Here is an 11,880-nt window from a genome sequence, read left to right as displayed (position 1 = left end):
CGTTTCCGGGAGGGAGCGTGCTCAGACCAGGCGGACCGGGAGCCCGTACCGCTTGGCGAGCTCGGCCTTGATCTCCGCGACCGGGACGGTGCGCTCCATGCGCGGCGAGTACAGCAGCGAGCTGACGATCGCCGCTGACGCGCCCGCTTCGGTGAACGCCGCCGCCGCGTGCTCGGCTGAACCGGCGCCGCCGGAGGCGATCACCGGCAGGTTGACCGCCTCGGCGATCTGGCGGGTGATCTCCAGGTCGTAGCCCTCGTGTGTGCCGTCCTGGTCGATGGAGTTGACGCAGATCTCCCCGGCCCCCAGCTCCTCGCCACGGCGCGCCCACACGATGGCGTCCATGCCGGTGGCCTGCCGGGCCCCGTCGATGAACACCTCGTACCCGCTGGGGATCTCGGCCGTGACCGGGACGCGCTTGACCTGCATGGACTGCACGATGCACTGGCGGCCGAACTCGGCCGACCCCTCGGTGATGATCGTGGGATTGCGCACCGCCATCGAGTCCAGGCTGATCTTCTCCGCGCCGGCGGCAAGCACCGCGTGCATGTCCTCCAGCGACCGGATCCCGCCGCCCACCGTCAGCGGCACGAACACCGTCTCGGCGACCTTGCGGATCGTGGCCAGGTCCGCCTGGCGGCGCTGCGCGCTGGCGAGGATGTCGTAGAAGATGATCTCGTCGATGCCGTCCGCGTACACCGACGCGGCGACCTCGGCGGCGTCGCCGACGTCGATGTTGTCCTCGAAGCGGCGGGCCTTGGTGACCCGGCCGTCGATGATGTCGAAGCAGGCGATGAGCCGGGTGGTCAGCCCGGTCGCGACGTTCAGGCCGGGCACAGCTCCTCCTGCGGGGTCTTGGCGAACCGCTCGAGGAGGTCCAGCCCCAGCGGGCCGGACTTCTCGGTGTGGAACTGCGTGGCCATGATGTTGCCGCGTGCGACGGCAGAGGTGAACGGCAGGCCGTACTCCGTAGTGGCCGCGATGTCCCCTGTGTCTGAGGGGTCGGCGTAGTAGCTGTTCACGAAGTAGAAGTGACCCGCTTCCGGCAGGCCGGCCAGGAAGGGATGGGTCGAGGTGCGGTGTACCTGGTTCCAGCCCATCTGCGGCACCCGCACGTCGGCGGCGTTGAAGGCCCGTACGGTCCCGGGCAGCCAGCCCAGGCATGTCGCGTCCTGTTCCTCGCTTGTCTCGAAGAGGACCTGCAGGCCCACGCAGATGCCCAGGAACGGGGTGCGGCCTTCGATAACCCGGGCGTGAAGCGCCTCGGGCCATCCGGCTTCGGACAGGTAGGTCATCGTGGTCCCGGCTGATCCGACGCCAGGAAGGATGATCCGGTCGATGCCGTCGAGTTGCGTGGGCGAGGTGAGCAGACGGTTCGGCACACCGAGGAAGTTCAGCGCGTGGACCACGCTCTGGCTGTTTCCGGTGCGGTAGTCGATCACGCCGACCACGGGTCGGTCGTCCTGCATGAACGCCTCAATCTAAGGGCCGCCGAAGGCGCCCCGGTTGAAGTAGCTGGCCGCCGTCACATAGCGGCAAGGGTCACTGTGAGTCTATCGGCGGCCACTAGCCGATGCGGCTTGTTCCGCTCCGGCTCTGCGAGTCAGGGCAAAGAACTGCCCGCTTCCCCGCGCCCCAGGATCTCCTGCGCTTCAGCTGACGGAGCTGCTCTGGATGTCCGGCACCTGGGGCAGCCAGCGCACGGAGCTGTCGCGGAAGGACTGGTTGACGGGGACGAGATCGTCACCGGTGGTGTCGTCCAGGGCCGGAACGACGATGCCAATCTCCGGGATGTCGCTGTCGATCGCCGCGAGACGGCTTCCGCAGTTGGGGCAGAAGCCGCGCTGGGCCTCGCCCTCGAACGTCTCGAACCAGGTCGGCTCGATCCCGTTGGTCCAGCTGACGTCCTCGGGGGCGAAGCCGGCCCACCACATCATCGGGCCGCCGCCGAGCTTCTGGCAGTGCGGACAACTGCATGTGTGGGGATAGACCGCCAGTCCTCTGACGATGAAGCGGATCTTGCCGCACAGACAGCCGCCGGAGCGCTCCTGGACTGCTGCGACGAGGTCGGGGGTGGCGTTCATCTGTTCATCTCCGCGACAGATTGGGGAAGTTGAGCCCGCCAGTGTGCCAGCCTCCTCTTGAACCTGTGGTTGTTGCCGAGAGCTTGCGGCGAGGTCCGCGCGCAAGCGCTCGCCCGCTTCCCGGCCGCCTTATACCTGGTCACCAGCTGCCCACCCCTAAATTCCGCAGGGGGCCAGCACGGCAGCACCGCCAGAGCGCCGGGATGGAGTCCGCCGATGAGTGGTCAGGTTCCCCAGAATGGGCTATCGACAGCCTGCTTCGGTCATCTCTGGGCACGCAGGGGTTCAGAGGAGAACGCCGCTGCGTTCGGCGAGACAGCGCAGTTCCGTTGATGTCGGGCCAGAGGCCAACAGGCTGGAGATCAAGGACTTCGTCGCCGGACGGGCGTGGGTCTCCTGCGGAGCGCAGCGCTCAGCGGCGAGCAGTGTGCGGACGCAGTCGCTGCGGCGGCCGAGACGGTCGTAGGTGACGGCGATGTCGCAGAGTGTGCGAGAGCGGCGTTCGACGCTGGGCAGCGCCTTCAGTGAAATCGCGCGAGCGGCGTCGAGCGCGGCCTGGGGATCGCCTGCGTGGTTCTCGGCGCTGATTTTGTGGAGTTGCACGGTGAGGGGGCTGAAGCCGCCCCCGTGGTCGCGCAGCATGGTGGCTCCGCCGAGTTCTTTGGCGAGGGCGGCGGCTTCGTCGGTCAGCTCTCGCATTCCGTCCCGATCGCCTCGGCGCGCGAGGGTGTACGACGCGCTCTGGACCAGGAGCCCGCGCACCGCGGTGCCGGCTCGTCCGATGCCGCGCAGATCCGGGTTATCAGCGGCTGAGAGCGCGATCGACAGTGCCTGGTCATGCCATCCCGCCCTTCTGGCGAGCACGGCCACCTGCCGGGCGGATTCAGCGACCGCGAGGACGTCTCCTGCTGCCTCGGCGAGTTGCCGCGCGCGGTCGACGGCCATCCAGCCGAGCTGTTGCTCGTCCATCTTCACGAGCATGCGGGTGGCCAGCAGATAGCTCTTGGCTAGGAGGGCGGACTGCTCTGTGTCGTGGCTACCGGTGGAAGGCGCGTGGCCGGCGCGGATGAGGCGAGGCAAGCGCACAGCGAGGGACGCGTAGCGGCAGGCGTCGAAGTCGGCGAGCGCGTGGGTGAAGTCGGTGGAGAGCGCCTCGGACGACGGCACGGGCGTGGCCGCGCCCAGTCCGAGCATCGCGTCCCGGAGCCGGGCGACGAGCAACTCGCCGAGCAGGGCCTCATCGGCCTGCGCGGTTCCGCTCCCGAGCAAGGGGGCAGTGGCTGTTGCCGCCAGGCCCGCGAGCAACTTCCGTCGGTGCACTGGATCTTCACCGTCCTCCCGCCCGGGTGTACCTACTCTAGGGGCGGAGAGCCGGGAGAAGGCCTCTCACAGCCCCCAATGCCTAGACCTCATCCGGGTTCCCCGCTGCGCGCAAGGTCGTCCAGCTACCGTTCATCCCGCTCGGCTCCGGCCTGCCGGCCCTGCGCGGTCGGAGTCAGCGGTCGGGGTTTTGACGCCGGAGGAACTCCCGGGCTCCGCGAAGGCGGGTGGCCAGGCCTTTCTGGGTGACGCGGCTGTCGAGGCGGACACAAAGTCCGCCGGGGAGGCCGCTGTCGGCGCGGCGGCCGGTCGGCAGCAGTGATGGGTCAAGGCCGTCCCGCTGCGCGATGAGGGTGCCGAGTTCGTGGCGGGTGACGGCGTCCGGGCCGGTGAGGTGAAAGACGCCGGCCGCGTCGGACAGGGTGAGCTCCCACAGTGCGGCGGCCAGGTCGTGGACGTGGACTGGGCATCGGACATCGTCGGTGAACAGGGCCCCGTCGCGCGTGCCGGCGGCCAGGGCGTGCACCATGCGTTCGTGCTCGGACCGGCCATCGCCGATGATCAGGGAGGTCCGTGCGACGACGGCGCCCGTGCTCAGGAGCCGCACGGCCGTTTCGGCCGCCGCCTTCGCGGCCCCGTACGGTGTTACCGGGTCGGGTAGACAGGTCTCGTCGTAGAGGCCTTCGCGGCGGCCGGAGAAGACGGCGTCACTCGACACGTGGACCAGTCGGATGTCCCGTTGCGCCGCGGCTTGGGCCAGGCGCATCCCTCCCTCGGCCGTGACTTCCCACTCGGCTCCGCCGCTGCTCGCGTTGATGACCGCCGTGGGGCTGACGGCATCCAGGACCTCCTGGAGATTCGCCGAGTTGCGCAGGTCGAGGCGGTGCCACGCGCCGGCGCCCTTGCCGGGGTGCGAGTGGAAGGTGGCGGCCGTCTCCATGCCTGCTGAATGTCCCTGGCGGGCCAGCTCAACGCCCAGGAACCCGCTGCCGCCCACAATCAGTACCGTCACGCCTACCCACGCTAGGACTGCAAGGTGCGTCCTGGGGCGCAACCGTCTGAAGTGTGTGGTCAGCGTCCAGCCTTTGTCAGCCCAGGGCTGTGTCGAAGGTCTTGCGGTTGGCCGATGTGTAGGCGTGCTCTTGCTCGGACCACCGGATGCGCCCGGTGATCGTGGAGTCGTCGGCAACGTGCGGAAACGGGCCTGCGAGCTGGCTGTGCCACCACCTGGCGTTGCGGGCCTGGCGGTCGAGCGCGGCATCAACGAGGCGGGAGCGGGAGGTGGCGTCGAGCCCGTACGCGTCGGCGAGGACACGTACCTGTGCGGCCTGGATGGTGGCGGGCGGAGCGGTGGGCTTGGAGGAGATGCACCAGGTCCACGCCATGTAGCCGAGGTCTTCGAGGGGATCGCCGGGGGCGGCGGTGTCGAAGTCGATGAAGGCGGTCGGGATGTCGTCGGTGAAGACCGTGTTGTTCGGCCCCGGGTCGTGGTGGCAGACCACGGCATGCCGTCCGGTCAGGCGACTGCTTCGGGTGGCGTCGTGGAAGGAGCGGAGCAGGGTGCCGGCCGCGGCCACCTGGGGGTCGGTCCAGCGCTGGAATCGGGCGGGCACCCAGCCGGGGAGGTAACTGAGGATTTCGCGGCCGGCTGTGTCGAACCCGAGGTGGCGCGGAGCGCCGGTGAAGCCCTCTCGCTGGAGGTCCCAAAGCAGCTCGGCGACGAACGATGACGACGCGGTGGCTGGCCGCCGGACGGTGCGCCCGACCCTGACCACGCCGAGGGTGATACGTCCGCCGGACAATGGCACTTCGTTCTCCATGGCTTCATCCTGGCCTCGTTCGTGCACCGGACGCTTAGCCAACCCTGCACGCGCAGGCCATCGGTCAAGTTCAGCGGCAAACGGTCAAGGTCCGGTGTCCGGACACGCGCACCGCATCGGTGACGCAGCCGGATGACGCTGCACCGTTCTCTCCCACGGTGGTGTTGACCTGTGCATCTACCATCCGGGCGCTGGTCGGCGGACGCTGATGACGCTCTGGCGCGCCATGTCTCTCCTTCCTTCCCCCTCTTTCGTTCAGAGAGATGGGGCGGGAGAGCGTCATTGCGTCATGGGGTTGCTGGTCGGAGGGAAGCGTTGCAGGTCGTGGCAGGTCCGGGCGGGGTGCCGGGTGCGTCATGGGCAGCGTCAGCACGGCGTCATCTCTTCGCGGGCGAGGCAGTCCCCCGGCGACTCGTCGGCCGTCGACACGGGAGCTGTCCGGCTCGCAGCCGCCCCGACGGACAGACCGGCGACCCAGGAGGCGCTTTCGGTCCGCGGGCCGGTCTCCCGCGGGTGTCCGGGGCATGCTGAAGGCCCGCGCGTGGCGGGCGCCGCGGCGGGTTCGGTGACAGGTATAGGGGCTGTTTCGCGGCTGGGCGGGAGTCTGGGGTCAGGCCGGCGGTCCGGAGTCCGGTTGAAGGGTGATGAGAAAGCCTCGGGTGGCGCTGGTCCGGGGCAACTTGCGGATGTCGATACCGCGTTGGCGCAGGGCCGGTGCGAGGGAAGTGAGGCGGGCGGAGAGCAGGGCGGTGGTCTTGGGCCAGGTGTCGGGGATGGGGCCGGGTGGTCGCAGGACCTCGTCGATCTGGCCGGTGGTGGCCTGCCACTTGGTGCTGCCGGAGGTGGCGGACCAGCGGGTGAGGGCGGTGGCGACCGGGTCGGCGTCGATGACGTCGTCGGTGACCGCCTCCTGGGAACCGGTGTAGGTGGACAGAGTGTCCCAGCCGGTCACCGCATCCAGCGCCCACAGCAGTTCGGCCCAGTCGGCCATCCGCGGCTTCTGGTCGAGCTGGTCGGCCGCGTCGGGCAGGCGCGCCCACACCGCGGCCGCCAGGTCGAGCAGGCCGCCGAGGATGCGGCCGTGGGCGGCGCGGTAGCGATGCCACAGGTCGCGCTCGCTGCGCCGGGCCTTGGGGTCGATGGCCTCCAGGGTGAAAGGCAGCAGCCGTTCGGCGAGGTCGGGTTGGAGAGCGCCGACGTCGATGCCGGTCAGCACGACGGGACGCTGGTAGGCCCAGGAGGCGACGTCGTCGTCGGTGTACATCTCGCGTTTGGCGACGGAGGCCCCGGTGACGGTGCGGCACAGGAAGTCCGACAGCCACTGGGGAATGCCATGGATGTTGTCCAGGCCCATGGTCCAGCCGGCCGACGCGGCGACCGCGCCGTCGTCCTCGGAGCGCGGGACGTTGCGGACCTCGGCGCGGATTCCGTCGAGTACCCGCAGCAGCTGCCGGGCGGAGGTGGTCTTCGCTGTGCCGCGTTCACCGTTGAAGTACGCGACGGGGCGGGGCATGTCGGGTCTGAGCCCGGCCAGCAGCCAGGCGACGGCCATCCGCCAGGATGGCTCGGCCAGCGCGGACAGCTCGCGCAGCAGCCCCAGTCCACCCTGCCAGCCGCCCGGGTCGCGCTGGGGCATCGGGAGTTCGCCCGTCAGCCGGGTGCGCCGCCACAGCGGGCCCTCGCCGATGGACGGGGTGGTCACTGACCAGGTGTCCGGCTCGATCAGCACGCTGAGTCCGTCGGAGCGGCCCAGGTCGAGCCAGGTCGCCTGGTCGTCGGCCAGGTCGGGGGCGATCCGCAGGCAGACCGGCTGTTCCTCGGCGTCCAGGGCGAGGGCGTCCATGGAGGCGATCGCGTCGGTCAGACACCCCTGGGACGGGGACCGGCCGGTGCGCAGGACATAGGCACGGTTGAGGAGTTGACGCAGCGAGCCGGTGCCGCCGAAGCCGCCGGCAGCCCGCAGCGGGCGGGCGATCGGCGGCCCGTCGAGGGGGACGGCGTACGCGGTCTGGTCGTGGCGCACCAGCTGGTACTCGTCCATGCCCAGGTGCAGCAGGATGTCGGCCTGCGACAACTTCGGCCCCCGCTCGGCGGGCCGCTCCTGCCCGTCCGCGCCGGCCTGTTCGGCGGGTTGGGGCTCTCGGGCCGGGGAGGGCAGCGCGGCGCGGGAGGTGAGGGGGTGGTTCATGACCGTGCTCCCGGGCTCGGGACGGTGCGCGGCGAGCGCATGCCCGCCTGAAGTGCGCGGCGGAGGGTGGACTGCGCTTTGGCCTCGCCGGGGTCGACCCCGGCCTGTGCGGCGGCGTCGGTGAGCGCCTGGTGGACCTGGTCGTGCTCCAGCAGCCCGGCCCCGACCAGCTGACCGAGCCGAAACCCGGCGCGGTTGAGAGTGTCGTTGCGGCCTGCGCGGGCCGACGCCACGGCCTCGAGCTCGCCGCGCAGCGCCGCGGCGGCGTACGCGGAGGCGTCCCCCGGGCCGTGCTCGCGGGCGGGGCGTGGAAGCCGGACTCGGTGGGGCGGGCCGGCGGCTGGGTCGCGGTGGCGCAGTCCGACGCGGCCCAGCTCCAGCGCGACCCAGCGCGGCAGCCGCGCCGGCCGGTCCTGGTGGCCGACCATCCGGTAGCGGCCGGCCGCGGTGACGGTGCCGGGAGCGACCGCGGTGGACCAGCCGGCCCGTACGTCGACCTGCCAGCCGAGCCGGCCCGCGCCCTGCACGTACCGGCTCGTGTCCCCGGAGCGGTACCACAGGTGAATCCCGCCGGACGGGGTCTGCACGGTCAGCGTCGCCGGGGCCTCCAGCAAGCTGCCCGCCCGCCGCACCCGGCACAGCAGCTCCAGCACGTCCGCCCCGGTCAGCACCCGGTCCAGCTCCGTGTCCGGGTGCTGCGTCAAGTCGACGCCCGGCAGCAACAGCGCCTGATCCGGCGGTGGACGGTCGTGGTCGTCGAGGTCGAGCACCACCAGGCCGGACGGCCCCGTGGCCACGCCGACGCCGAAGTCTTGGCCGCGCCACCAGCGGTGGATCAGCTCCCGCTCCCGCGTCGCCGCGCGCACCCCATGGCAGTACCGCCCGGCCTCCCGGCACGCGCACCCGTCCGCATCGGGGAATCCGCACGCCGGGCGCGCTCCGGTCGACGGCGGGCGGCACCGGCGGCAGTTGCCCGCCGGACGCTTCGACCCGGGCAGCAGCGGATGCACCCACCACCCCCGCTCAGCGCACCGCAGGGCCAGCTCCAGTCCTCCGATCACGCGGCGCTCACCGCCTCCCGGCACTCGCCCGCCGCCGGCCGCGGCACGCGGATCTCGTCGTCGAGTGGACGCGCCGCCAGTTCGACCATCCGCTGCCGCCATCCGCCGACCTCCTCGGAAGCCGACGGCCGATCCACAGCCCTGACCTGGCTGAGCCGCTGGGCGAGAAGGAGCTCCGCGCAGCGCTGTCGGGCCTGCTCGGACACCGCACGGGCCTGCAGCTCACTGCTGCGCCGCGCCCGCTCGATGCCGAAGACCCGTTCGGCCTCAGCCTGGGCCTCCGCCGACTCCAGCAGAGCGTCCACCGCGCGGGCCCGCTCCTGTCGCAGCAGCTCCTCGGCCAGGTTCCGCGCCTCCCAGGCCACCGCGGCCTCCGGCATCCCCTCGCGCCGCAACCGTCCCGTCACCCGGTCGACTTCGCCCTCCAGCCGAACCCGGTGCGCAGCCAGCCGGCCCGCCACCACGCCCAGATCCATCACCGGCCCCATCACGGCGGCCGCGACCTGCGCCGCCTGCTCCACAGCCGTACGGACCGTGCGGTTGTACGAGCACACTGGGCACAGGCCAGCGGCCTCCGGGACCCCGCACTCCTCACACGCCCGTGCCGCCAACTCCGCCTTCGCCACCTCGAGTTCCTCGCGCTGCTGAGCCCAGGCCACCTCGCGGCGTGCCCGCTCCGCCACGGCACGCTCGCGCCGTACGGCGTCCCGCGCGGCCCGCAGGGCGACCTCCCGGCTCAGCCGCCGCTCGACCTCCGCCTTGGCCTCGGTTGGCGCCAGGCGGGGCAGTTCGGCGGCCACGGCCTGGACGACCTGGTGCCGCAGGGACCGCCGGTCCCCGATCAGCAGCTCGCAACTCGGGCACACCAGACCGGTGTCCATCCGCACCTGGTCGTCGCACGCCGTCGCGTAGCACTCCGCCCGCTGCGGCAGGCCCCGCGACAGCAGCCAGCCGACTGGCTCGCGCACCCGTTCACCGTGCTGAGCAGCAAGCCGCCGCTCCAGCCGCTCGGCGAGCACCACCGGCGCCTGCTCCGAGCCCACGATCCCGGCCAGCCGCTGCAACTCGGCCTTGAGCGCCAGCCGCACCCGGGTACGCCCGCCGGCATGCCCGATCCGGGCCCACTCCAGCCGCACCGGGTCCAGCACCCGCTCCAGCCCCCGCGGCAACGACCACCGCAATCGGACCGGCTTCGCGACGACCGGCCCAGGAGCTGTCTGCTCTACCCCCGCTCGATCCGGCTGCTGTTCCCCGCGAAGCGGGCCACCCCGGCCGCCCGGCTCGTCGACCACGCCGATCCTGCCTGCGCCGGATTCGATCTCGCGCCCGTCCGCGCGCTCCGGCAACGGTGGGAACCCCAACTCGGCTTCGCCGGAAAAGCGAGACGAAGCAGCACCAGAACCACCTTGAGTAACCACCGGTGCGTGGCCAGCGTGGAGGTCTGCAGAAGCCGACGGGTCGGCTTGCTCGCGAGGACCCGCACTGACCTGGGCATTTACCGAATCCCTGGCCGACTGATCCCCGGATGCACAAGTTGAGGCGGCGGAGGCGGCCGACAGGAGGTCTTCCAGGCTCTCCTGAGCCCACCCATCACCGGCCAACACCATTTCGTCCCCGGGAGATTCAGTCCCTGCGCACCGTGGACACGGTCCACCCTCCTGCGACGGTTCATCCGCCAACACGAAAGAATGGCTGGCAGACTCCGTTGGCGATACCTTGCGCAGCCGCGCATGAGCGGCTGCGACCGCTGGCACCCGAAGGCGACCGCCATCAGCGCGCTCCTCCCCCTCCAACTGGAGGTCCCCGGCGGCCACCAAGCGGTCGACCGCAGCTGCTGCGACATCGACCTCGCAACCCATCAGGCGAGCCACCGTCACATCGGCTCGCCTGATTCCCTGAGCTACCCGACCGGGGGCCATCCGTACGCGACCGTCGGCTCGGGCCTCCAGGCACAGCAGCACCATGGCCAGACGGTCCGTCGCTGCGCCCCTTTCGCGCCGCGACGCCATGAACCCAGCCGAGGTGGCGGGCTTGTCCTTCGGTGTCCATCCCGGGCATGTCACGGCCTCGCAGAACCGCAACAGTGTCGCCAGCTCCCGCTTGGTCAGCGTCCCGAGCGGCGCCCCACCAGCAGCAGCGCGCGCTTCCCGCAGCGGAAGAAGTTCAAAGCGTAGGGCGACAGTCCGCCCCTCCTCGGACCGCTTCGGCGCGCACAAGATGGAACCCGACTTCTTCGCGTCCGGCACCAACGTGTGCCCAACGTGCGAGACCGAGCATCCCAGCCAGCCACCAACGTCACGAGCCGTCATATCTACGACGGCAGACATCAAGGGAGCTTTCGCCAACAGGACCACGGCGGTCAGCTTGACGAGGGGACTTTGCCCAGCCAGGCGGGAGTCGTGAAGCAGCTCCCGAACTGCGGAGGCAAGAGCCGTACGCATCGCTGGAGATAGCAGAAGAGGCTCATTGGCCTGCCGCTCATCAGCGAGGTTGTCGGGCGAGTGTGGGGCCGGGGCGCGCCGCGTCGTTTCGGCGTTGGGCACGACTGAACCAGCCCTCGGACGGGTAGCTATGATCTGCTCCTGTCGAGGAGGTAGGAGAACAACGGCCATCGCGGACCGGCGCTGCCTGGGGAGGTAGAGGAGCCGATCACGTGACGGTGTGGAGTTTGGAATTTGAGTAGTGCCTAACCTCCTCGACAGATTTGGCCCGGGTCCTGCACCCGGGCCATTCGCGTCAGGGGGTAAGTTCGTGCGTCCCCTGAGTGCGAGTCATAAGCCGCTGCTAGCGGGCAGAGCCAGCTACCTCGTTGGTCGGCCGCTTCGATGGAAGTTCCGTGAACCAGAGGCCCAGCGGCGCGTAGTAGAAGGGCTCCGAAGCGAGCTTGAAGAGGGCGGAGCAGTAGGGCCCCGGGCCCGTGGCCAGCTCACATCCGGTTTGGTGTACGAACAGGCCCGTGTCTGGCTGGACTTCGTCCGGCAGGGCAGCCCGCGCAGTCTCGATCGTTATTGACTCCCAGACCCGTAGCCCCTGGTCCTTGTTTGCCGGCCGACGTTCTTCCGGCCAGACGAGGCGCTTCAACGCGCCGTAGAGCCGGACCAGAACGATGTCCGACTCGACGATGTGGTGGGCGTCGATCACGCCCTCGTCAGCCGCGTCTCGCGCCACCTTGGGCAGAACATGGGCCTCTTGTGCCAGGGCTCTGAGTGACCATCCGCCCGGGGCAGTCCTCATCAATCCATCCTCACTTTCCGTTAGCGGCATCCTACCCCGTGATCGCCAGCATTTTGGTAATGACAGAACCACCGGGTGTCGCATCGTCGTACTTTCCCATGGCTTGATGGTCCATCAAAAAGCCCGAAATTTAGGGCAAATCATCCCAATCAACTGTCCTGGTCGCGGTAGTG

The 11,880-nt window shown here is 70.3% G+C and carries 10 protein-coding genes; all 10 read right to left on the bottom strand.

Annotated elements, in window-relative coordinates; translation table 11 throughout:
• Positions 1–21: 21 nt before the first annotated feature.
• Positions 22–837, bottom strand: coding sequence for an imidazole glycerol phosphate synthase subunit HisF (hisF, locus tag OG906_RS38790; protein ID WP_329449003.1), 816 nt, complete (start codon positions 835–837; stop codon positions 22–24).
• Positions 825–1,469 carry an imidazole glycerol phosphate synthase subunit HisH gene (hisH, locus tag OG906_RS38785; protein WP_329449002.1) on the bottom strand — a complete coding sequence of 215 codons (645 nt, stop codon included), beginning with the start codon at positions 1,467–1,469 and terminating at the stop codon, positions 825–827. The genes hisF and hisH overlap by 13 nt, the downstream gene beginning before the upstream one ends.
• A gap of 183 nt (positions 1,470–1,652) precedes the next feature.
• Entirely contained in the window at positions 1,653–2,084 is a 432-nt protein-coding gene (locus OG906_RS38780) for a GFA family protein (RefSeq protein ID WP_329449001.1), read from the bottom strand.
• A 285-nt stretch (positions 2,085–2,369) separates the two neighbouring features.
• A complete protein-coding gene (locus tag OG906_RS38775) occupies positions 2,370–3,353 on the bottom strand; it encodes an XRE family transcriptional regulator (protein WP_329449000.1) in 984 nt (327 codons plus the stop codon).
• A 226-nt stretch (positions 3,354–3,579) separates the two neighbouring features.
• Positions 3,580–4,416, bottom strand: coding sequence for an SDR family oxidoreductase (locus OG906_RS38770; RefSeq protein ID WP_329448999.1), 837 nt, complete (start codon positions 4,414–4,416; stop codon positions 3,580–3,582).
• Positions 4,417–4,492: 76 nt separating this feature from the next.
• Positions 4,493–5,224, bottom strand: a complete 732-nt coding sequence (locus tag OG906_RS38765; RefSeq protein WP_190148898.1) for a phosphotransferase family protein — start codon at positions 5,222–5,224, stop codon at positions 4,493–4,495.
• A gap of 610 nt (positions 5,225–5,834) precedes the next feature.
• Positions 5,835–7,412: a hypothetical protein gene (locus tag OG906_RS38760; RefSeq protein WP_329448998.1), complete on the bottom strand. Its 1,578-nt coding sequence runs from the start codon at positions 7,410–7,412 to the stop codon at positions 5,835–5,837.
• A complete protein-coding gene (locus OG906_RS38755; RefSeq protein ID WP_329448997.1) occupies positions 7,409–8,575 on the bottom strand; it encodes a bifunctional DNA primase/polymerase in 1,167 nt (388 codons plus the stop codon). Before OG906_RS38755 ends, OG906_RS38760 begins: the two co-directional genes overlap by 4 nt.
• On the bottom strand, positions 8,470–9,654 hold the full coding sequence (locus OG906_RS38750) for a hypothetical protein (protein WP_329448996.1): 1,185 nt from the start codon (positions 9,652–9,654) through the stop codon (positions 8,470–8,472). Before OG906_RS38750 ends, OG906_RS38755 begins: the two co-directional genes overlap by 106 nt.
• Positions 9,655–11,257: 1,603 nt before the next feature.
• Complete coding sequence (locus OG906_RS38745; RefSeq protein ID WP_060880027.1) at positions 11,258–11,707, bottom strand: hypothetical protein; 450 nt, start codon at positions 11,705–11,707, stop codon at positions 11,258–11,260.
• Between the last annotated feature and the right edge of the window lie 173 nt (positions 11,708–11,880).

Source organism: Streptomyces sp. NBC_01426 (genome assembly GCF_036231985.1).
Classification (GTDB): domain Bacteria; phylum Actinomycetota; class Actinomycetes; order Streptomycetales; family Streptomycetaceae; genus Streptomyces.
Note: the sequence above shows the minus strand (reverse complement) of the source record. Positions and strands in the feature narration are given on the sequence as shown.

Excerpts from the sequence above, each read along its gene's own strand:
- OG906_RS38780 (WP_329449001.1), bottom strand. The coding sequence starts at position 2,084 with ATGAACGCCACCCCCGACCTCGTCGCAGCAGTCCAGGAGCGCTCCGGC.
- OG906_RS38765 (WP_190148898.1), bottom strand. The coding sequence starts at position 5,224 with ATGGAGAACGAAGTGCCATTGTCCGGCGGACGTATCACCCTCGGCGTG.
- OG906_RS38745 (WP_060880027.1), bottom strand. The coding sequence starts at position 11,707 with ATGAGGACTGCCCCGGGCGGATGGTCACTCAGAGCCCTGGCACAAGAG.
- OG906_RS38755 (WP_329448997.1), bottom strand. The coding sequence starts at position 8,575 with ATGGCGGCAGCGGATGGTCGAACTGGCGGCGCGTCCACTCGACGACGA.
- hisH (WP_329449002.1), bottom strand. The coding sequence starts at position 1,469 with ATGCAGGACGACCGACCCGTGGTCGGCGTGATCGACTACCGCACCGGA.
- OG906_RS38760 (WP_329448998.1), bottom strand. The coding sequence starts at position 7,412 with ATGAACCACCCCCTCACCTCCCGCGCCGCGCTGCCCTCCCCGGCCCGA.